Raw genomic sequence first — 20,982 nt, 5'->3', positions numbered from 1 at the left:
TTATATAAAAGCTATTAAAATGAAGTTAAAGGGATCAATTAAAAATATTATCAGCTGCCTGCTCATTGCCTTGTGCAATATTGCCTATGGGCAAAAAAGTATTCCTATCCCTAATAAAAGCCAGTTAGTCTGGCAGGATGCAGAACTTACCACCTTAATTTCCTATGATCTGCATGTTTTCGATGGGAAAAGGTACAATCAGGCAGCAAACAGAATCAATCCAATTGCCGATTACAATATTTTTAATCCCACAAAACTTGACACCGATCAATGGGTCAGGTCGGTCAAAGACATGGGTGCTAAGGTTGCCATTTTAACAGTTACCCATGAAACAGGATTTGCACTTTACCAGTCTGATGTGAACTCCTATTCCATGAAGGCACTTAAATTTCAGGATGGGAAAGGAGATATAGTTCGTGATTTTGTTGCCTCCTGTCGTAAATACGGCGTTTTACCCGGACTCTATATCGGAATACGCTGGAATTCCAATTATGGAGTTTATGATTTTATGGTTCACAATGACAATTCTCCATTTGCAAAAAACAGGCAACAACATTATAACAAGCTTTGTGAACAAATGACCGAAGAACTGATGTCAAGATATGGGGAACTCGCTATGGTTTGGTTTGATGGTGGAGCACATGGCCCTGAACTGGGTGGCCCAAATATCCTACCCATAGTAGAAAAACATCAGCCAAATATTATTTTCTATCACAATACCCAAAGAGCAGATATCCGCTGGGGCGGAAGTGAAACCGGGAAGGTCAATTACCCTTGCTGGGGAACCTATCCTTTCCCTTATTCGCATTCGACAAACACAAAGGAAATTTTCAAGAACGATTTTCAACTCCTTAAAGAGGGTGATCCGGAGGGAGAATATTATATGCCGGCGATGAGCGATGCTCCATTAAGAGGTCATAATGGGCGTCATGAATGGTTCTGGGAACCAGGTGATGAAAAACATATTCAACCCCTTGAAAGCCTGATGGACATGTACTATGGTTCTGTAGGCAGAAATTCAACACTTATTCTGGGTATCACCCCAAATGCTGAAGGACTTGTTCCGGATCCTGATGTTAATCGAATGAAAGAATTTGGAATGGAAATCAAAAAACGCTTTTCTTCAGCTCTGGGAAGGGTTTCAGGAAAGGGTTCGAATTATGAATTAAAATTAAAATCTTACCAAAAGATTGACCACCTGGTTCTTATGGAAGATATTGCATATGGTGAACGGGTCCGGGAATTTAGTATTGAGGCTAAAACCAAAAAAGGTTGGCAATTGATAAGTAAAGGAACGAGCATAGGCCATAAATTCATAGCCAAATTTGGGCAAATAGAAGTATCAGCACTAAGATTGAATATCAACAAAAGCCTTGCTGAGCCTATTATCAGAGACTTTTCAGTTTATAACTCCTCTTCTAATCCTTAAGTTCAGGATATCAAAATTTAGTAAAGGCGAGTAGTAGCCTAATTAAGGTGAGTTAGATATAAAACTATCTAAAGATTAATATTTAACCACATAGATTGACTGTTATGATACTTTAAAGGAGACATAGATTGTAAATCACATAAATTGAAGCGGAGCTTCAAGGCTATCTGTGTCCAAAATGTAGGTAGAAGCTATAAAATGCTATGTTTCTATGTGGTTTTTTAAATATTATGTCGTGTTCACGTTAATTAACCAGAAAATGTAAAATTCTGCAGGCATTACCTTTACTCTTATTATTCTTCTCTGAAAGGGTTCTGATAATCACTGTATGTTTTTTAGCCTCTAATTCATCGTTTAGCATCACATACCATGGAAGATGAAGTCCCCCACTCCATTGAGTGTAAAGGTCTATCTTTTTAAAAGCAGCTCCATCAATGCTGTATTCGATCATGCCTGCATCCGGACCTGAAGCAATACAAATTCCAATAGCCTTCCCGCTAAATTCAAGCTTCATTTCAGCACCAGATACTTCTGCGACCATTGCCGGAATATCAACATAACGCTTTCTTGTAGAAACACCATCTTTAGGCGACCATTTATCAATAAAATTCCAGTTTATCGCATTTATCGCCTGATTAACAGGCAGGTATTGGCCTGAGGTATAACTGAAACTATCCAGCGCTTCAGGCAATTTTCTGGAGGTAGGTTTCGGACTGTCTGAAGCAGCCATTGCGAATGCATTATCCAAAAATGTGCTGATCGAGCGGGCATAAATTTCATGCCCAAATTCTGATGGATGAAGATCCTTAAAATCATCCTTCCAGTTAAATTCGCCAGCAACAATGCGATCACTGATCTCTCTGGCAAGATGAATACTGTTCACTTTGTATCGTTCAGCAACCTTTTCGTGATTGAGAATAACCTCCGGCACACCCCCATTTTTATAAATTTCAAGTTTGGGCGGATCAACAAAATGCAGCATCACCACATCCATATTGGGATAGCGTCTTAATGCATGACTAATTATGCCTTCCATGCCCCTTAACTGGGCTTTTCCATTAAAGCCATTCACTTCATCATTTACAGCGGCTTCTTCAAAAAACAAGTCGATCGGACCTTTAGATAGCACATCCTGCTCCAGCCTGAAAGCTCCGGGAGTACTTCCGGTTGAACTGATTCCGGCATTGATAAATTCAAAATCAGTATCCGGAAAACGGCCTTTCAGATAGCTTTCTATCTTCCCGCGCCAGGCACCACCCTCCGTAATCGATCCACCCATAAAAGCTACCCTTCCTTTTTTCTCCTGACTGAACTTATTATAACTGTTTTGCAGGCTCTGCCGGTGTATGTGGTACTTTGATGGCGAAATAAAATTATTTGCAGTTTCATTCTGCTTGCCAGGAGGCTGTATGGCCTGCCTAAGCCTTAATGAATCTGCGATCTGTTCATACAATTCATCCGGCCATGGAATCTGCTTCCCTGTAATTTTGTAAGTTGGCATTGCAGCGCCCCTTTTTTTAAGTTCATTGGTCAGAAGTCCCGCCATTTCCTTCAACTTTTCAGATTGCAGCATTGAAAGATCATTCTTCTCACCAATATCAGCCTGAATATCATAAAGTTCAAGTTTAGCTGCCTTGTGGAAATAAATAAGTTTCCAGTTTCCCTTTCGGATAGCAGAAGCCCAGGAAATTCCTTTCAGATTGATGGTCGTCCAATTATTTGGATAATGCCAAAGCAGAACTTTTTCATTATCTGTTTTAACTGAATCAAAGAGAAAAGGCCTGATACTTCTACCGTCAACTTGTTGTACGGTGTTGTACTTTTTGAGTCCGGCCAATTCCAACACAGTTGGAAAAATATCATCAATACCTACATATTGATTGTTGGTACTGGCTCTGGCTATTCCCGGCCCTGCTGCAATCATCGGAATACGAATTCCCCCTTCATATAAAGACCCTTTTCCCATCTTTAAGGGCAAATTCTGTGTATGTGCCAATCCACCACGATTAGGGGTAGTGCTTAATCCACCGTTATCAGAAAGAAACAAGATATAGGTATCATCAGCTATTCCCTCTGTATCCAGATAATCCATCAGATCACCCAAACTCTTATCCATGCCTTCAACTAAAGCCGCATATCGGGCTTCGGTATCCGACAAACCCTTATCGATATAGTGCTGATAAAAACGTTTGTCTTTACTGAATGGCAGATGCACTGCATAATGCGACATGTACAAAAAGAATGGCTTCTTATTTTTCCTGTTTGATGATAAAGTAGCGATGGCCTCTCTGGTCAGAGCATCGGTAAGATTTAAACCCTGATCTGCATATTTGTCCAATCCACGGACGCCCCAGGTAGTGTCATTTGGATTGTTTCGATAACGGTCTTCGGCCAGAAAACTTCCCGGATGACCTGCAGCTGTTCCGGCAATATTAACATCAAAACCGATGTTTGAAGGATCAGATGCAGGTGTACCATAGGGCGCAAAATGGGCCTTTCCGCAATGTATATTGAAATAACCTGCCTGCTTTAATAGCACAGGCAAGGATGTAGCTATAATCGTATTGTTAATACCCTCTGCCAATGCTAGTCCGTTATGGTTCCACACCGGAGGAATCAGAACACTGTCCGGATAATCAGTAGGCGTATTCTTCTTCACATTAGTCCAGTTAGTTACTCCATGCCTGGCTACATTCATTCCGGTTACCAGACTAACACGGGTTGGTGTACAAACTGAATTAGCATAGGCATTACTGAATTTCATCCCACGGCTGGCAAGACGCTCCATATTTGGAGTAAGATAGATCCCGTTTAAACCGGTTGATTTTGACCAGAATGGGACTGAAGTATCCTGCCAGCCCATATCATCAACCAGAAATAGGATGATATTCTTTTTTTTCTGCTGGGAAAAGGCTTGCATCGAAATAACTGATAGCAAAGCAATTAGAAGGGAGTATCTGATCTTTAGCATCTGACTAAAATAGTTAATAAAACCAAAAATTTGTTCAGGTAATAAAAAAGCTTGATTGAAAACGGAAGTCAGTTTTTCTTAAACACAACTGGGAAATTGTCTTAAAATTGAATACAATTTTTCTATATTGTAGTTCAAATTCAATTCCTAAAATGTTCAAATTGTCAGGAAATCTCTTAAAAAAATCCCTGAAGATTCCAGGCCTGTATATTTTATTTTCTCTGATCCCATTACTGACGATAGCACAGCAGCAAAAAACAAAACCAAACATCATTTACATTTATGCAGACGATCTTGGTTATGGAGAATTGGGCAGCTATGGTCAAACAAAAATAAAAACTCCTAATCTTGACCAGATGGCAAAGGAGGGAATGCGTTTTACACAGCACTACAGTGGAGCACCCGTATGCGCTCCATCCAGAAGTATATTGATGACAGGCAAACATTCAGGACACTCCTACATCAGAGGGAATTATGAAATGGGGGGTTTTGCTGATAGTCTGGAGGGTGGACAAATGCCCTTACATGAAGGCGCCTACACAATTGCCAAAATGCTGAAGGAAAGAGGCTACCATACCGGCCTTGTCGGGAAATGGGGAATGGGAGTTACAAACACTACCGGCAGTCCACTGAACCAAGGATTTGATTATTATTACGGGGTTCTTGATCAGAAGCAGGCACATAATTTTTACCCAACACATCTTTGGGAAAACGACAAATGGGATGCTTTAAACAATCATTCATTCCATGTTCATGGGAAAATTGATCCAAAAACTGCTACGGACGGCGATTTTGAAAAGTTCAGGGGCAAAGATTATGCTCCTGCAAAATTCACGCAGAAAGCACTGAGTTTTATTGAAAAAAACAGTAAACAGCCATTCTTTTTATACCTGCCCTATACCCTGCCACACCTTGCATTGCAGGCTCCTGAGGAATATGTCAGGAAATATATCGGTCAGTTTGATGAAAAGCCCTATTTCGGTGAAAATGGTTATGCACCCAATAAATACCCGCTCTCCACCTATGCTGCAATGATTACATTTTTGGATGACCAGGTTGGGATTATTATGAACAGGATTAAACAACTCGGATTAGATGAGAACACGATCATTATGTTTTCAAGCGATAATGGGGCTACATTTTCGGCAGGGGTTGATACCAGATTTTTTAACAGTGTTTCAGGGTTACGTGGTTTAAAAATGGATCTCTATGAAGGTGGAATCAGGGTACCTTTCATAGCAAGATGGCCAAATCATATCAAAGCTAATACAGTTAGCGATCATGTTTCCATTCAGTATGATATTATGCCTACCCTTGCAGAGTTGACTGGCTCAAAAATTTCCAAATCAGATGGAAAATCTTTACTTCCCGAATTATTAGATAAGAAAACAGAGCAGACAAAACATGAATTTCTTTATTTTGAGTATCCGGAAAATGGAGGTCAACTGGCTGTAAGAATCGGAAACTGGAAAGGGGTAAAAAGAGATGTTAGAAAGAACCCAAAAGGAGCCTGGGAGCTTTTTGATCTTGCAACTGACAAATTTGAGCGCAATAATCTTGCTGCTCACCATCCTGAGATTATTGAAAAGATGAATGCCATTGTAAAGCGGGAGCATATTCATCCTCATATACTTGATTGGGAATTTATTGACCCAAAAATCATCAGGAACTAATATTTTATAGACCAAAGTTTCAACACACAAATATGAAGTATAGATTTTTAATATTATTCATGATTCTGGCTGCAGAACCATTCGCACAGAAGCCAAATGTAATACTCATTTATGCCGATGACCTTGGTTATGGCGATCTAAGTTGCTACGGTGCTAAAGCTATAAAAACACCCAATATTGACAAATTAGCAAAACAAGGAATAAAATTCACGAGGAGCCATAGTACTTCGGCAACCTGCACCCCGTCCCGATATTCTTTGTTAACCGGCCGTTATGCATTTCGTCGGAATGATACCGGGATCGCACCGGGAGATGCTTCTGCATTAATTAAAGGCGGGCAGCAGAGTGTGGCTACGGTCTTCGGAAAAGCAGGCTATCAATCGGCTGTTGTTGGTAAATGGCATCTGGGCCTGGGCGGTGCTGAAGGCCCAAATTGGAATGGGAAAATAACTAATGGGCCGCTTGACATCGGATTTAATTACGCATTTCTTATCCCTGCTACCGGCGATAGGGTACCTTGTGTTTATGTTGAAAATGATCGGGTAATAAATCTAGATCCTAAGGACCCAATTCAGGTGAATTATGTAAATAAAATAGGCCAATGGCCCACAGGAAAAGAAAATCCTGAACTTTTAAGAATGAAACATTCAGACGGGCATGATAACACCATAGTCAACGGAGTAGGTCGTATAGGTTACATGACTGGCGGAACCAGCGCCCTATGGAAGGATGAAGATATTGCCCAGCGTATTACTGATAAAGCCAAGGAATTTATTTCAAAGAATAGCCAAAATCCATTCTTCCTGTTTTTCTCCACCCATGATATTCATGTTCCGAGAGTACCTAATTCCAGATTCCTTGGCAAAAGTGGCCTTGGAAACAGAGGCGATGCAATTTTGCAGTTTGATGATTCAGTTGGGCAGCTTATGAAATTACTCGATTCGCTTCAACTAAGTTCAAACACTATGGTTATTCTGACAAGTGATAACGGACCCGTTGTGGATGATGGATACCATGATGGTTCAAAAGAGAATATTGGAAAACATAAGCCCGCTGCAGGCTTAAGGGGAGGAAAATACAGTGCCTTTGAAGCAGGTACACGGGTGCCATTTATTGTCAGGCATCCATCCGTAAAAGCAGACGAAACCTCTAGTGCATTGGTATCACAGATCGATTTTTTGGCAACAATGGCCGGACTAACGAATCAGAAATATGATGTAGCTTCAGCTTCAGACAGTCAGGATCAGCTAAAAACCTGGTCGGGTACCGATAGTAAAGGCAGAGCTCATATTATCGAGCAATCAGGCACCTTAAGTATTGTACAAGGCAACTGGAAGTATATTAAACCGAATAAAGGCCCTGCTTACAATCCTAAAGTCGATATCGAATATGGGAATGATGAAGCAGAACAACTCTACGATCTGAGCAGAGATCCTTTTGAAAGATATAATCTCGCTGCTTCTGTTCCTGCAAAATTGGGTGAATTGAAAAGTCTGCTTCAAAATGAGTTATTGAAGAAATAAGGAATCGTTCTTATTGGAATGGGAATGTTTTCTGTCATATTAATAAATCATTAATGTCGCAAGAAGAAATTATTTTCTAACCAGAAAATTTTTCATCAGACCATTTTGACAGAATTTAATTGCTAAAAATCTATAATTTGTATTCGTAATAAACTGTTAAATTCTCATATTAAAATGTATTAATCTAAAATAACAGATGTATGCAGACTCAGGAAAAAGATGATGCAAGTGATAAGTACTTTCAAAAAACTGCTTATTTTGCCAACCATATATATATTGACATCCCAAAGATCAAAATTTTTCTATACTTCGCTTTCCTGATACAACTTTCATTCAATCTTGCAGTAGTCTTTTTAACTGAAGCAGGATATACCAATTTTTATGGATTTAAAAAGTTCTATTTTGATGATGAAGAAACCATACCTACCTACTTTTCAGCAATTAACCTGTTATTCGCAGGAATTTTATTAGCCTTAATTACAAATTTAAAGTCAAGGGTTAATGATCCCTTTACTCTACACTGGAGGATTCTTTCAATCCTGTTTGTTCTTTTATCAATAGATGAAATTGCAGGCTTTCACGAAATGACCATCGACCCCCTGGTACAGACTTTTCATCTTAACGGTTACATGAGGTTCCCCTGGGTTATTTTGGGAGTTATTTTCATGACCGGTTTTTCCCTGTACTACTTTCAATTTTTAAAAGCCTTACCGAAACCTTATATAAAAGGCTTCTTTTGCTCATGCCTCATTTTTTTAGGCGGTGCAATTGGTCTGGAAACTTTAAGTGCTAAGATATTTATCAATCTGGAGCAAAGTCCTAAAGATCTGATGTATAATTTAGTGACAACTTTGGAAGAGAGTTGTGAAATGATTGGAATTATTATGTTCATTAACATGCTCCTTTCATACCTGAAGTCAATGAAAATCACTATTAACTTCTATTTCAAATACAGTGAATAGTTTTAAATCACTAAATAGAATTAGAATTCTCCAGAAAAAACTGATCACTAAAATTGACCAGAAATAACTCCTTATTAGAGCGGGTAACACCAGTATACAACCATCTTAAAAATTCAGTGTTCAGCATTTCATCTGTAAGATATCCCTGATCAATAAAAACAGCAGGCCATTGGCCACCCTGAGCTTTATGGCATGTGACAGCAAAGGCGAATTTTATCTGGAGGGCATTGTAGTATGGATCCTTTTTTAATTCCTCCATTCTGAATTTCTTATTTTCGATATGCATATAATCCTGCAATACAGCTTCATAAAAGCGTTTATTGTCGGCATTTGAAAGGCTTGGTGTTTCAGAATACAGAGTATCCAGCATCACTTTACAGCTCAGAGGTTCCTCCTCAGGATAATCAAGCAGCTCAATAACAAGCTCAGCAAAGCGGAACCCATACTGCTCCTCAATTCTTCTTACCTTCCTTATCCGGGCAATATCTCCGTTTGCAATAAAATCCCCGCTGTTATCTTCCGGTTTTAGCCAGAAATAATTATTCCGAACAACCATAATGTGGTCGCCACCACTTAACTCCTCTTCCCGGTAAAGAATCCGGTTACGGATATTTTGATTGTAGGCATTCGCATTTTTATTGGAGCGGCAGATTACAATGGTATTCTCCATTCCATATTTATCATAGGCATAGTTCAGGCCTTCAACAAGACGTTCACCCGTCATCCTGAAAATGTCCTTGTATCCTTTGATCTTAAATTTTGGAAAGACCTCCTCTCCTTTTCGTATCAATTCACGGAGTTGAGTAGCATTAAACAGTATTCCGGATTCCTTTTCCTGACGAACTACATCAGTTAGTTCAAAAGTTAAAACACTCAATCGAAAATGATCGGAAATAAATTGACTGTTCAGTGCCGGACTTATCGCTGAACCTACCGGCGGCAATTGTGCCGTATCCCCTACCAGCATCAGTTTACAATTCTTACCATTGTAAACATAGGAAATCAAATCCTGCAAAAGACTCTGCCTGCTGTAATCATGCACCTGATCGGAGATCATAGAAGCTTCATCAATGATAAACAAGGTATTCTCCATGATATTCTCACCCAAAACGAAATTCATTTCAGGGCTTGCAGCAACCTTTTTCCGGTAAATTTTCTTGTGAATGGTAAATGCTTTTTTACCCGAATAATTACTGATTACTTTTGCTGCCCGGCCTGTAGGTGCGAGTAAAACTGATTTTAACTTTAGTTGCGGAAGAACTTTTACCAGTGCACTGATCAAGGTAGTTTTACCGGTACCTGCATAGCCTTTCAGAATGAAGCATTCATCAGCGTTTGCTGATGTAAGAAATTTCTCCAGCATAACAAACACTTCTCTCTGCTGGGCGGTAGGTATATTGCCAAAATTTTGCTCGATTAGATCCCGGATATACATTCCTGCAAATTGCAAATAATGAATCTATTTTTTTTCGAAAGCACAAAATGGATTGAAAATAATTAGGAGAGTAAATCAGCTCTATGGATAAAATATTGCTGAGAAACTATATTTTTGTTGTTGATGATCAAATTACTTCACTTAGTTGACAATAGCTTACAATCTCAAACGGCAGCCAAGTGCGATCTATTGATCCATGTAGGTACCGGCAAACTTCAATACGCAATTATTGATAAGGTAAGGGATGAACTTAAAGCTCTGGCAGAATATGAATTACCAGAGATGAGCAATCTGGCTGATCTGATGTTTGCGATAGAGAAACTTCCTGAAACTAAAAAGGAATTTAAGTACCCTTTTAGTAAAATCCGGGTCTCTTTCGACTCTTATAAGTACACATTCATCCCGGAAGAATTATATGAGAATGAGAATGAGCAGGAATATGCAAAATTCATCAAGCCTTTGGCTTCTGATTTAATACTCACAAACAGGATCAGAACTTCAAAAATCAGAAATGTTTTCGCAATTGATGCCAATTTCAATAGTGCTCTTAACCATATCTTTCAGAAACCTCGCATCTATAGTCAGGCTACTTCCTTTATTGAAGGCATAAAAAAAACCAACCCTGATAGAAACGGCATCTGCTTATTCATCGATTTCCATGATGATCATATCCAGATCGCTTGCTTGAATAAATCTGATCTTGTATTATACAACAAACTTGAATGTATCAATGCAGATGAATTCAATTACTATTTACTGAACACAATTGATTTATTAGCACTTGAGACAACAAATACAAAAGTAATTATGTCTGGAAATGTGGCTTCCGAAAATGATGAATACTATCAGAGAATCCTGAAATATTTTGAATCTCCGGTGTATGCAGATGGCAGATTAATTGTTAATCATCCCGAAATGTTCCATAAAATACGTCCTCATACCTATTTTTCACTGCTTAGTTTGGACGAATGCGAATAATTGGCGGAGATTTAAAAGGCCTGCGTTTAAACCCTCCAGCAAAATTGCCTGTCAGACCAACTACGGATGTTGCAAAGGAAGCCCTGTTTAACATTCTTTATAACCAGTTTGATTTTGAAAAAATCCGGGTTTTAGACCTTTTTAGCGGAACCGGAAATATTTCAGTAGAATTTGCATCACGAGGAGTTCCTGATATCCGCTCAGTGGACCGTGACTTTGGATGCTATAATTACCTCAAAACATTAGTTAAACAGTACGATCTTCAGGCAATAAAACCGCTTAAGGCTGATGTATTCAAATTTCTGGAATCTGAAACAGAAAAGTATGACCTGATATTTGCTGACCCACCTTACGACCTCCCGCAGATCAATATAATTGCATCAAAAATTTTTGATCATAAACTCTTAAAACCTGATGGCTATCTGATTATAGAACATCCAAGCATGAAAAAACTGGATAATCACCCGGGCTATGTTGAACAGCGTAAGTATGGCTCCTCTTCATTCAGCTTTTTTCAGGAAAAGCAGAGCATAAATGAAGATTGATTATATTCAATTAATTTTACTTTAATCAAAAAGCTTAATAAAAGAATTTCTGAATTCATACAGACTAATTTAATTAATCGAGCCGCCCTTGGCGGTAAAAACAAAAAAATCATGAAGATCGCCCTATTTCCAGGCTCATTCGATCCGGTTACAAAAGCACACGTTGATATATTGAAACGTTCCCTACCTCTTTTTGACAAAGTTATCGTCGGCATTGGCCTCAACAGTACCAAAGCCCCATACCTCGGTATCGACATCAGAAAAGCAATGCTAAGAGCCGTATTCGCTAATGAGCCTAAAGTTGAAGTTCAAACTTACGAAGGTCTAACCGTTGAATTTTGCAAAAAGATCAAAGCCTCTTACATGATCAGAGGTATACGAACCGTTTCAGATTTTGAATATGAGAAGGCAATCGCACAGATGAACCATGCCCTGGTACCTGAAATTGAAAGTATCTTTATTGTAAGCAAACCAGGCTATTCATCCATAAGTTCAACAATTGTTCGTGATATTATGCGAAATAATGGGGATGTGAGGCAGTTTATACCTCAGGAGGCCTTTGATTTAATTAATCACTGAATTCGATAAGGGAAGGATAAAATAATACTTTAAAATTGGTCATATAAGGCTCTGGTGCACAATGATGAGATTTTGGAAATCAATACCTGCGTGTTATAGGCTGATTCAGGCCTTTCCTCCGCTTAGTTCCGGCAAGAAATCGCGTTCTGATTCAAATTTCCAATCTCCGGAAGCTAATCCATTATGACATATCGCCTCTACAGGGCAAATGGGCAAAACGGTACCAAACAGAAATCTTGAATGCTTGAAAATCAGAACTCAGCATTCAGCAAATCCCTGATCAGGGGATAAGTATTCTGCCTGATCATCATAAAATCGCCCGGTGCAAGCCATCGTACATCTGTGATTCCTTCTTCCAGCTGAGGGATCAATACCTTCTGATTAACAGCGTACATCCGGTACCAGGAAGTTTTTTTTAATATTCGTTCATGATTCATTTCATAGATATGATACGTATTACAGATTTTTTCTCCCAGGCTATTGATTTGAATACCACACTCCTCTTCCACTTCACGAACTGCAGCCTCTTTTATGGTTTCTCCGCTATCCAGCTTCCCCTTTGGCAAATCCCATTTACCATTTCTGAAAATAAACAAGTAGCGCTTTTCTTCATTACTCACAAGTCCGCCTGCTGCCCTTATCATTTTCATGGATTGCTTAATTTTCATGAAATGCGACTTGAAATTTTTACTTAAAAGGAGAAATACCTTTGGGCTGCTAAGCTCCCTGGCCTGTTCATAAAAGCTGAAAAAATTAAACTTAGAAACTTGAAGTACCTGATAGTCTTGAATATCAGTAGGTTGAGAATCAGTAATGATTAAAGCTACTTCGTTGATATAAATTTTATAAATTTGAGCCATGATTAACAAGAGTGAGATTGAACAAAAAGTAGCTGAATTTTTGCTACAAATTAAAGCAATTAAATTACAACCCAACAACCCATTTACATGGGCTTCAGGTTGGAAATCCCCTATTTACTGCGACAATCGCATCACTTTATCGCATCCATCTATCCGTACCTATATCAGGCAAAAACTTTCTTCTTTGATTCAGGAAGAATTCGGTTCTGTTTCTGTAATTGCCGGAGTGGCAACTGCCGGGATTCCACAGGGGGTTCTGGTGGCACAGGAACTGGGCTTACCATTCATTTATGTGAGAGCAAAAGCCAAAGAGCATGGCAGAGGGAATCTGATTGAAGGCGAATTTTCAGCAGGCCAGAGGGTTGTAGTTGTAGAAGATCTTATCTCAACCGGAAATAGTAGTTTACAGGCAGTTCAGGCGCTTCGGGAGGCCGGTTGTGAAGTAGCGGGATTAGTTGGAATATTTAACTATGGCTTTGACGCTGCTGATGAAAATTTCAAAAAAGCAAAATGCCGTTTCCTTACACTTTCAAATTATAATGCTTTGATCGACTATGCTGCCGAACATAGTTTTGTTTCAGCAGATGATTTGAAATTATTACGAGCATGGCGTGAAGATCCTCAGAACTGGGGAAAGACCTTAGTAAGCTAAACCTGGTCATATGACAACCATTGAAAGCACAGTATCTATCGACAGACCGCTTACAGAGGTATTCGATTTCCTGGCCGACCTGAATAACCATCAGCAGTTGATGCCTGAGAATATTTACAATTGGTCCTCAACAAAAGATGAAGCCCGTTTCACCATACAAAATATGGCAAAACTGGCTTTAAAGGTCTCTTCCATAACAAAAGATAAAGAAATTGTTGTCAAACCATCAGAAGCAGCTCCATTCGAACTGGAATTAAAATGGACCCTTAATGACCTAGGCGATGGAAAAACAGAAGCTGTCTATACCATTACTGCAGACCTGAACATGATGATGAAAATGATTGTTTCCGGACCGCTGCAAAAACTAGTAGATCATGAAGCAGCTCAACTTAAAGCCCTTCTGTCAAAATAAACAAATTTAATTTCTTTACTAATCTTGTCCTGCAAAACAGATTCCTATCTCCTGTCCCTCTGATTTAATTCAATAAGACAATTTATCAGTACAATATACTAATTATCAGACATTTAGTCAGTAATAACTGAAGTGTTACTGACAAAATTTCAGCTCGTCAATTTTAAACAAAAATGGCAATTAATTTGAGGGTATATTGGTACTATGAATCTAAACAACTTCACCATCAAAGCACAGGAAGCAATTCAGAAAGCTTCCGAAATAGCAGGCGGCAATCAGCAGCAGGCTATAGAAACTGCACACATACTGAAAGGATTATTAAGTGTTGATGAGAATGTGATCAGCTACCTTCTGAAAAAACTAAATGTCAATATTAACCGGATTTCTGAAGTTCTGGATGCTCAGATCCAAAGCTTTCCAAAAGTCAGCGGAAGTGAGATTTACCTTTCTTCAGGAGCCAATTCTGCGCTGCAAAAAGCAGTTTCTTATTTAAAAGAATTTAAAGATGAATTTGTTTCTGTAGAGCATGTCCTTATGGGATTGCTTGAAACAGGCGATAAGGTTAGCTCTATTCTAAAAGATGCGGGTGTAAATCAAAAAGATCTGAAGAAAGCGATTCTGGAGCTTCGGGGAAATACCAGAGTCACTGATCAGAATGCAGAAGCCACCTATAATGCACTGAATAAATATGCCCGCAATTTGAATGAATATGCAGAATCTGGCAAGCTCGATCCGGTAATTGGTCGAGACGAAGAGATCAGAAGGGTTATTCAGATTCTTTCACGACGTACTAAAAACAATCCGATTCTGATTGGAGAGCCAGGGGTAGGTAAAACTGCTATAGCGGAGGGAATTGCCTTTAGAATCATACAGGGAGATGTGCCCGAAAATCTGAAGACCAAAACCGTTTTCTCTTTGGATATGGGTGCCCTGATTGCAGGAGCAAAATATAAAGGTGAGTTTGAAGAGCGTTTGAAAGCAGTAATCAAAGAAGTAACTCAAAGTGATGGCGAAATCATCCTCTTTATTGATGAGATCCATACGCTGGTAGGTGCCGGAGGTGGAGAAGGCGCAATGGATGCTGCAAATATCCTTAAACCTGCACTTGCTCGGGGAGAACTACGTGCTATCGGAGCAACTACCCTGAATGAATACCAGAAATACTTCGAGAAAGACAAAGCATTAGAGCGTCGCTTTCAAAAGGTAATGGTTGATGAACCAAACACCCAGGATGCAATTTCTATTCTACGGGGTTTAAAGGAAAGATATGAGACACACCACAAGGTAAGAATCAAGGATGAAGCCATAATTGCCGCAGTTGAATTATCGCAACGTTATATTTCTGACCGTTTCCTTCCCGACAAGGCTATTGACCTTATGGACGAAGCTGCTTCAAAACTTCGTTTAGAAATGGACTCGGTGCCTGAAGCTGTAGATGAACTGGATCGCAAGATCATGCAGCTTGAAATTGAACGCGAGGCCATTAAGAGAGAAAATGACGAGAAAAAAGTAAAAGAACTTTCAGAGGAGATAGCGAACCTTTCGAGTGAACGCGATTCGCTTAAGGCTCGCTGGAAGGCTGAAAAAGATTTGGTTGATGCGATTAATAATGAGGGGGAGCAAATAGAGAACTTTAAACTAGAAGCAGATCAGGCCGAGCGTGCAGGGGATTATGGCAAAGTTGCTGAACTGAGATATGGTAAGATCAAGGAAGCCCAGGACAAGGTTGAGCAATTGAAGCAACAACTGGCCGAAACTCAGGTCGACAACCGAATGCTGAAAGAAGAAGTAACTTCAGAAGATATTGCCGGTATTGTCTCACGCTGGACAGGTGTTCCGGTTACCAAAATGATACAGAGTGAACGCGAAAAGCTGCTACATATGGAAGCTGAACTCCATAAACGTGTAGCCGGGCAGGATGAAGCTATTGAAGCTATTTCTGATGCTATTCGACGCTCACGCGCCGGATTGCAGGATAAGCGCAAGCCAATTGGCTCATTTATTTTCCTGGGAACCACTGGTGTAGGCAAAACCGAGCTTGCCAAAGCTTTAGCAGATTATCTATTCAATGATGAGCATGCAATGATCCGGATTGATATGAGTGAATATCAGGAGCGCCATGCTGTTTCGCGACTGATTGGTGCGCCTCCGGGATATGTTGGATATGATGAAGGCGGACAGTTAACAGAAGCAGTAAGAAGAAAACCCTATTCAGTAATTCTATTGGATGAAATAGAAAAAGCCCATCCGGATGTGTTTAATATTTTATTACAGGTATTGGATGATGGGAGATTGACAGATAATAAAGGACGTTTGGTTGATTTCAAAAATACAATCATCATTATGACCTCCAATATTGGCTCTCACCTGATACAGGATAATTTTAAAGATCTGAACGAAATAAACAGGGATGAAGTCATTGCCAAAACAAAGACTGAACTTTTTGATCTCTTGAAGCAAACTATCAGACCTGAATTTTTAAACCGTATCGATGAACTGATTATGTTTACTCCGCTTAACCGGAACGAACTCAGGGATATCGTAACACTTCAGTTCAAAGGTGTACAAAGTACTTTAGCTGAAATGGGTATTGAAATTGAAGCTTCTGAAGAAGCGCTCGACTGGCTGGCACAATTGGGATATGATCCGCAATTTGGAGCACGCCCTTTGAAAAGAGTTATACAGAAGAGAATTTTGAATGAATTATCAAAAGAAATCCTTTCGGGGAAAATAGATAAAGACAGTAGAATTAAACTGGATGTATTTGACAATCAATTTGTATTTCTGAATGCAGACAAAGCATGAGCCTGAATTATTAAAGAAAAAAGCCGTGAAGATCTAAATCTGCACGGCTTTTTTGTTAGGATGTAATATCAATATCCGAATAGAATGATTAAAAGTTTAAGCTAACCTTACGTTAACTGCGCTTAAGCCTTTTTTACCTTCTTCAACATCGAACTCTACTTTATCATTTTGTCTTATATCCTGTTTAAGTCCGCTTACGTGAACAAAAATTTCTTTGCCATCCTCTTGGGTAATAAATCCGAATCCTTTGGACTCGTTGAAAAATTTTACTGTACCGGTTTCCATTAATAAATAGTTTAGTTGTTTAATTTGTTAAGTGTTATTGCAAATTACTTATTTATTTGCAATAAATAAATATATAAAAAACAAAATTAAATTCGGCTAATTTAATTTTTGGTAAGGAGAACTAAAAATACAGGTATACAAACAGTCATAGCCAGCATTGGACTAAAAATTCGTTTAATTCTCTTTTAAACACTGATTTACGATACCCACCAATATTTTCTCCTTTTCAAAAAATTCAGCTAATAATTTAAACTGATTTCTTGTGCGATCGAGGTTTTGCTCCGGATAAGAGATAGGATAATAAATATTTCCATTCAGATAATCACTTAAGAACCTGATTGCCTGCATATAAATCAGGTACTTTCCGGAAAACAAGATCAAATCCTTTTCAATTTCAGTTAAAATAGAGCCCATTTCGTGCAAATATCCTCTGACAATAGCCTCAAAATATTCTATACGAATAAAGATCTTATCTGTGTCCGGTTCGTTTTCTGAAAAGGCACAGAGGTAAGTCCGCATCATATCACCCAGATCTGAAATAAACTTTCCTGACATCATTGTATCCAGATCAATCACACAAATACCCTTCATGGTATCTTTATCAAACAGCATATTGCTGATCTTGGTATCATGGTGCATCGCCCTGTTGGGGAAATCACGCGAATTCTTAAATGAATTAAAATAGTCGAGAATAAAGGAATAGTGTCTGGCCTTCTGAATTTCAGGCCCCGCCTTTTGTTTAAATGTTTCAGATGTATTCTCCAGCGCCTCGGCAAATTGCTTATAACGCAATCCAAGATCGTGAAAACCCGGAATGGTTTCTTTCAACTGAGAAGCATCAAAATCAGCGAGTAACCTGTTTAACCTCCCAAACTGCATGGCAGCTTCGTAGGCCTGGTCAGGGTCACTCAGCGTATCAAATGAAACCGAATTTTTTATAAAATCAGTCAGCCTCCAGTAAATATCCCCTACAAAAGCCATTTCTTTCCCATCCCGGGTTGGAATAGCACCCACAAAAAGATAATCAGGATTGTGTTTTTTAAGATAATCTGATAACAGCTTCACATTGGCGGCAATAATTTCCGGCTCCTTAAATACATTGCTGTTAATACTTTGCAATATGAACTGTTCTGAACTATTTTGAATACTTATTAACCAGGTGGAATTAATATGACCCGTTCCAAAGGGCTTATAATTTACCTGACCGGCTTCAAATCCATATTCATTTAGAACTTGATCGATGAGTTGATTTTCCATTTTGATTAAAGCGAAATTTCTAGATTAATGTTCGGAGGATGGCTTACTTAAAACCAATGCTTGATATTTTGTATAAAAGTAAATAAATGAAAAGACTGTCAGAGCTAGTCCGACTACCGATAAGCCAATGACACTATTGGAAAAGAAGGTTACCCAATTTAGCTGTACTTTAAAGATCTCTTTGCTAAGCATAACCCCAACACTTCCAACATAACCGAAAGAATCTGCGAGGTAAATCAGAAAACCTACGTTCCCGGTATGTTTAAAACTTGCAATCATTCGTTCAAAAAACACAGAATTAAACGGAATATAGACCATATACAAGCCAAGCCCAACGAGCGTCATCCACCATACAGGTGCCATCGCACCAGAAATAAAGAGGTAAGAGCATATTCCCGCCAGCACAAAACCAAATCCAATGAAAAAATGGGAAAGCATAAAGGCTTTAAAACTATCTTTGATCAGTACCATACTACCAATGAGTACCAGAATAATGATGGTTATTGGCGTTTCAGTCTTCGCAAAGAGATCGGGTTTATCAAAAAAGCCCATTTCCTTCCACATTTCAGCACTGAAATTATCCCGCATATCCCTGAAAATAGTTGCGAAGGTATAGATCAGGATACAGGCTGCAAGTCCGGGAAAAAACATTCTGATAAACTTTTTACGGTCAGCAGCTAACATTGGAACCCTGTCCATCCTGTATGCAATATCTTCATCATCAGGTGCCGGAATTTTTTCGATAAGGTAGACAAATAGCAGCAATGGGGCTGCAAACACCAATCCGGTATAAAAAGGAACCCAGAATTCCGTAATATTAAAGTTCAGCATTAACCAGGCTCCAACTGTTTTCACAAAGCCGGAAGCGAAGATGAAGCTTACAGCAAGCGTTGCACCTATAAAATCAGTACTCCTTCTACCTTCAACATAGGAGAACACAACTCCCCATAACATCCCCAATGGAAAGCCATTAATGAACAGAAAAAGTACATTATATGGAGCAGGAACCAGCGCAAAAAACAACCAGCTTAGCCATGCTATGAGCGTTAATACAAGAATGATCTTTCCACGTCCATGTCGTTTTAGTTCAGATATATACTTTATCCCGTAGAACTTTGCAAGCATATAACCTAACATCTGGGAGATTACCAATACAGTTTTATAACTGTATCCTGCAATTGTCATCCCATCGAAGGTTGCAACAGTAAAAGATTTTCTGAATCCAAAAACCATAGTGTAGGTCAGAAATACGGTGATGGCTGCATACAAACCTATCTGAAGGGAATTCCCTTTAATATATGCGGGTTTAAATAAACTCATTCAATTTCCAGGCTATCAATAGAATCTCATTAAGGCAGGAAGGTAGTAAAACCTTTGCCAATGCAAAAATATGATCTTCGGATTTTCTGGTATGCTTGATTATTATTCAGGAATAAGTTGATCCTGAAAATGATCAAAAATTTTCAATTCAGCATGAATTGTATAACTTCAACTCATATATAACCCGAACTCATGAGACTAAAATTCTTAAAGCTGTTATTTCTACTTTTTCCGATGATTACTGTAGTGATAGCACAAGAAAAGCCACTGCAAATCATTATGATTGGAGCACACCCCGACGATTGTGATATCAAATCAGGGGGTACTGCAGCTCTGTTCGTAGCACTGGGGCATAAGGTTAAATTTTTATCAGTTACCAATGGGGATGCAGGTCATATGAAAGAGGGCGGTGGAATGCTCGCCCAAAGGAGATTGGAAGAAACAAAAGAAGTTTCAAGAAGATTAGGAGTTAGCTATGAAGTATTGGATAATCACGATGGGGAATTACTTCCAACCTTAGCCATCCGCATGGAGATCATCAAAAGGATCAGAGAATGGAATGCTGATGTTGTTATTGCACCAAGGTCAAATGACTATCATCCTGACCACCGTTATACAGGAATATTGGTACAGGATGCCGCATTTATGGTTGGGGTTCCAAATATTGCTCCGGATACTCCTCCGCTAAGGAAGAACCCGGTTTTCCTTTATTTCCAGGATAATTTTAAAAAACCTAATCCCTTTCAACCGGATATTGCGGTTGATATTACTAGCGTAATCGACAAAAAGGTATATAGTCTGGATGCCCATCAGTCACAATTTTATGAGTGGCTTCCATGGATTGGAAGGTCTGAGAACCAGGTACCAAAAGGACAGACTGAACGTTTGGAATGGATAAAGAAATTGAGGGGAAGCGGCATCAACCCGGCGGTTAAAAGCAGTCTTGAAAAATGGTATGGAACAGCAAAAGCAGGGCAGGTAAGGTTTGCCGAATCATTTGAAATATGTGAATATGGCAGCCGCCCAAGCGAGGAGGACATAAAAAGATTATTTCCAATGTTAGGAAAATAATCTTTCCACGTATTATTCCGGTTTCGGACCACGTTTATAAATAATCAGTCCGTTCAGGAAATTCCGAAGAATCTGATCACCGCAAGGCTTAAAATTCTCATGCTCCTTATTCCGGAAAATCGCTCCAAGTTCGGCTTTGGTAATTGAGAAATCTACCAATTTAAGTATATCAACAATTTCCTGATCGTTTAGCTTGAGTGCTACCCGAAGCTTTTTCATAATGTC

At 39.1% G+C, this 20,982-nt stretch carries 18 protein-coding genes; 11 read left to right on the top strand and 7 right to left on the bottom strand.

What is annotated here, in order from left to right:
* Positions 1-19 precede the first annotated feature (19 nt).
* Positions 20-1,429, top strand: coding sequence for an alpha-L-fucosidase (locus Q8S11_RS15690; protein WP_305663072.1), 1,410 nt, complete (start codon positions 20-22; stop codon positions 1,427-1,429).
* Positions 1,430-1,673: 244 nt separating this feature from the next.
* Here Q8S11_RS15690 and Q8S11_RS15685 read toward each other — a convergent pair whose 3' ends face one another.
* Entirely contained in the window at positions 1,674-4,400 is a 2,727-nt protein-coding gene (locus tag Q8S11_RS15685; RefSeq protein WP_305663071.1) for a sulfatase-like hydrolase/transferase, read from the bottom strand.
* Between the two features lie 161 nt (positions 4,401-4,561).
* Between Q8S11_RS15685 and Q8S11_RS15680 the strand changes: the two genes are divergently transcribed.
* The 3 genes from Q8S11_RS15680 to Q8S11_RS15670 all read left to right on the top strand — a co-directional run bounded on the left by Q8S11_RS15680 (position 4,562) and on the right by Q8S11_RS15670 (position 8,558).
* A complete protein-coding gene (locus tag Q8S11_RS15680; RefSeq protein ID WP_305663070.1) occupies positions 4,562-6,073 on the top strand; it encodes an arylsulfatase in 1,512 nt (503 codons plus the stop codon).
* 32 nt (positions 6,074-6,105) lie between these two features.
* Positions 6,106-7,596: an arylsulfatase gene (locus Q8S11_RS15675; RefSeq protein ID WP_305663069.1), complete on the top strand. Its 1,491-nt coding sequence runs from the start codon at positions 6,106-6,108 to the stop codon at positions 7,594-7,596.
* Between the two features lie 200 nt (positions 7,597-7,796).
* Complete coding sequence (locus Q8S11_RS15670) at positions 7,797-8,558, top strand: hypothetical protein (protein ID WP_305663068.1); 762 nt, start codon at positions 7,797-7,799, stop codon at positions 8,556-8,558.
* Positions 8,559-8,568: 10 nt separating this feature from the next.
* Here Q8S11_RS15670 and Q8S11_RS15665 read toward each other — a convergent pair whose 3' ends face one another.
* Entirely contained in the window at positions 8,569-9,993 is a 1,425-nt protein-coding gene (locus Q8S11_RS15665) for an ATP-dependent RecD-like DNA helicase (protein WP_305663067.1), read from the bottom strand.
* A gap of 123 nt (positions 9,994-10,116) precedes the next feature.
* Between Q8S11_RS15665 and Q8S11_RS15660 the strand changes: the two genes are divergently transcribed.
* From Q8S11_RS15660 to coaD, 3 genes are all read left to right on the top strand, one after another.
* On the top strand, positions 10,117-10,971 hold the full coding sequence (locus Q8S11_RS15660; protein ID WP_305663066.1) for a DUF3822 family protein: 855 nt from the start codon (positions 10,117-10,119) through the stop codon (positions 10,969-10,971).
* The gene (locus Q8S11_RS15655; RefSeq protein WP_305663065.1) at positions 10,962-11,516 is read left to right on the top strand and encodes an RsmD family RNA methyltransferase; all 555 of its coding nucleotides are present in this window, start codon (positions 10,962-10,964) and stop codon (positions 11,514-11,516) included. The genes Q8S11_RS15660 and Q8S11_RS15655 overlap by 10 nt, the downstream gene beginning before the upstream one ends.
* Positions 11,517-11,627: 111 nt before the next feature.
* The gene (gene coaD, locus Q8S11_RS15650) at positions 11,628-12,095 is read left to right on the top strand and encodes a pantetheine-phosphate adenylyltransferase (protein ID WP_305663064.1); all 468 of its coding nucleotides are present in this window, start codon (positions 11,628-11,630) and stop codon (positions 12,093-12,095) included.
* 251 nt (positions 12,096-12,346) lie between these two features.
* Here the strand turns inward: coaD and Q8S11_RS15645 are convergent, their stop codons facing one another.
* Entirely contained in the window at positions 12,347-12,955 is a 609-nt protein-coding gene (locus Q8S11_RS15645) for an NUDIX hydrolase (RefSeq protein WP_305663063.1), read from the bottom strand.
* Here Q8S11_RS15645 and pyrE point away from each other — a divergent pair.
* The 3 genes from pyrE to clpB all read left to right on the top strand — a co-directional run bounded on the left by pyrE (position 12,954) and on the right by clpB (position 16,824).
* A complete protein-coding gene (pyrE, locus tag Q8S11_RS15640; RefSeq protein WP_305663062.1) occupies positions 12,954-13,607 on the top strand; it encodes an orotate phosphoribosyltransferase in 654 nt (217 codons plus the stop codon). The genes Q8S11_RS15645 and pyrE overlap by 2 nt on opposite strands.
* 10 nt (positions 13,608-13,617) lie before the next feature.
* Positions 13,618-14,019, top strand: a complete 402-nt coding sequence (locus tag Q8S11_RS15635) for an SRPBCC family protein (RefSeq protein ID WP_305663061.1) — start codon at positions 13,618-13,620, stop codon at positions 14,017-14,019.
* Positions 14,020-14,223: 204 nt separating this feature from the next.
* Entirely contained in the window at positions 14,224-16,824 is a 2,601-nt protein-coding gene (clpB, locus tag Q8S11_RS15630; RefSeq protein WP_305663060.1) for an ATP-dependent chaperone ClpB, read from the top strand.
* Between the two features lie 96 nt (positions 16,825-16,920).
* Here clpB and Q8S11_RS15625 read toward each other — a convergent pair whose 3' ends face one another.
* From Q8S11_RS15625 to Q8S11_RS15615, 3 genes are all read right to left on the bottom strand, one after another.
* Complete coding sequence (locus Q8S11_RS15625; protein WP_305363964.1) at positions 16,921-17,109, bottom strand: cold-shock protein; 189 nt, start codon at positions 17,107-17,109, stop codon at positions 16,921-16,923.
* 174 nt (positions 17,110-17,283) lie between these two features.
* Positions 17,284-18,366 (bottom strand): phosphotransferase enzyme family protein, encoded by a 1,083-nt coding sequence (locus Q8S11_RS15620; protein WP_305663059.1) that lies wholly within the window; start codon positions 18,364-18,366, stop codon positions 17,284-17,286.
* A gap of 24 nt (positions 18,367-18,390) precedes the next feature.
* Complete coding sequence (locus Q8S11_RS15615; protein WP_305663058.1) at positions 18,391-19,686, bottom strand: DUF5690 family protein; 1,296 nt, start codon at positions 19,684-19,686, stop codon at positions 18,391-18,393.
* Between the two features lie 192 nt (positions 19,687-19,878).
* Between Q8S11_RS15615 and Q8S11_RS15610 the strand changes: the two genes are divergently transcribed.
* Positions 19,879-20,757, top strand: coding sequence for a PIG-L deacetylase family protein (locus tag Q8S11_RS15610; RefSeq protein ID WP_305663057.1), 879 nt, complete (start codon positions 19,879-19,881; stop codon positions 20,755-20,757).
* Between the two features lie 12 nt (positions 20,758-20,769).
* On the opposite strand, the gene Q8S11_RS15605 is transcribed toward Q8S11_RS15610, so the two are convergent.
* On the bottom strand, positions 20,770-20,976 hold the full coding sequence (locus Q8S11_RS15605) for a DUF1456 family protein (protein WP_305363968.1): 207 nt from the start codon (positions 20,974-20,976) through the stop codon (positions 20,770-20,772).
* Between the last annotated feature and the right edge of the window lie 6 nt (positions 20,977-20,982).

It is taken from the genome of Daejeonella sp., assembly GCF_030695525.1.
In the GTDB taxonomy this organism is placed as follows: Bacteria; Bacteroidota; Bacteroidia; order Sphingobacteriales; family Sphingobacteriaceae; genus Daejeonella.
Note: the sequence above shows the minus strand (reverse complement) of the source record. Positions and strands in the feature narration are given on the sequence as shown.

What these genes read in the sequence shown, in the direction of transcription:
- Q8S11_RS15690 (WP_305663072.1), top strand. Translation starts at nt 20, where the DNA reads ATGAAGTTAAAGGGATCAATTAAAAATATTATCAGCTGCCTGCTCATT.
- Q8S11_RS15685 (WP_305663071.1), bottom strand. Translation starts at nt 4,400, where the DNA reads ATGCTAAAGATCAGATACTCCCTTCTAATTGCTTTGCTATCAGTTATT.
- Q8S11_RS15675 (WP_305663069.1), top strand. Translation starts at nt 6,106, where the DNA reads ATGAAGTATAGATTTTTAATATTATTCATGATTCTGGCTGCAGAACCA.
- Q8S11_RS15670 (WP_305663068.1), top strand. Translation starts at nt 7,797, where the DNA reads ATGCAGACTCAGGAAAAAGATGATGCAAGTGATAAGTACTTTCAAAAA.
- Q8S11_RS15665 (WP_305663067.1), bottom strand. Translation starts at nt 9,993, where the DNA reads ATGTATATCCGGGATCTAATCGAGCAAAATTTTGGCAATATACCTACC.
- Q8S11_RS15660 (WP_305663066.1), top strand. Translation starts at nt 10,117, where the DNA reads ATGATCAAATTACTTCACTTAGTTGACAATAGCTTACAATCTCAAACG.
- Q8S11_RS15655 (WP_305663065.1), top strand. Translation starts at nt 10,962, where the DNA reads ATGCGAATAATTGGCGGAGATTTAAAAGGCCTGCGTTTAAACCCTCCA.
- coaD (WP_305663064.1), top strand. Translation starts at nt 11,628, where the DNA reads ATGAAGATCGCCCTATTTCCAGGCTCATTCGATCCGGTTACAAAAGCA.
- pyrE (WP_305663062.1), top strand. Translation starts at nt 12,954, where the DNA reads ATGATTAACAAGAGTGAGATTGAACAAAAAGTAGCTGAATTTTTGCTA.
- Q8S11_RS15645 (WP_305663063.1), bottom strand. Translation starts at nt 12,955, where the DNA reads ATGGCTCAAATTTATAAAATTTATATCAACGAAGTAGCTTTAATCATT.
- Q8S11_RS15635 (WP_305663061.1), top strand. Translation starts at nt 13,618, where the DNA reads ATGACAACCATTGAAAGCACAGTATCTATCGACAGACCGCTTACAGAG.
- clpB (WP_305663060.1), top strand. Translation starts at nt 14,224, where the DNA reads ATGAATCTAAACAACTTCACCATCAAAGCACAGGAAGCAATTCAGAAA.
- Q8S11_RS15625 (WP_305363964.1), bottom strand. Translation starts at nt 17,109, where the DNA reads ATGGAAACCGGTACAGTAAAATTTTTCAACGAGTCCAAAGGATTCGGA.
- Q8S11_RS15620 (WP_305663059.1), bottom strand. Translation starts at nt 18,366, where the DNA reads ATGGAAAATCAACTCATCGATCAAGTTCTAAATGAATATGGATTTGAA.
- Q8S11_RS15615 (WP_305663058.1), bottom strand. Translation starts at nt 19,686, where the DNA reads ATGAGTTTATTTAAACCCGCATATATTAAAGGGAATTCCCTTCAGATA.
- Q8S11_RS15610 (WP_305663057.1), top strand. Translation starts at nt 19,879, where the DNA reads ATGAGACTAAAATTCTTAAAGCTGTTATTTCTACTTTTTCCGATGATT.
- Q8S11_RS15605 (WP_305363968.1), bottom strand. Translation starts at nt 20,976, where the DNA reads ATGAAAAAGCTTCGGGTAGCACTCAAGCTAAACGATCAGGAAATTGTT.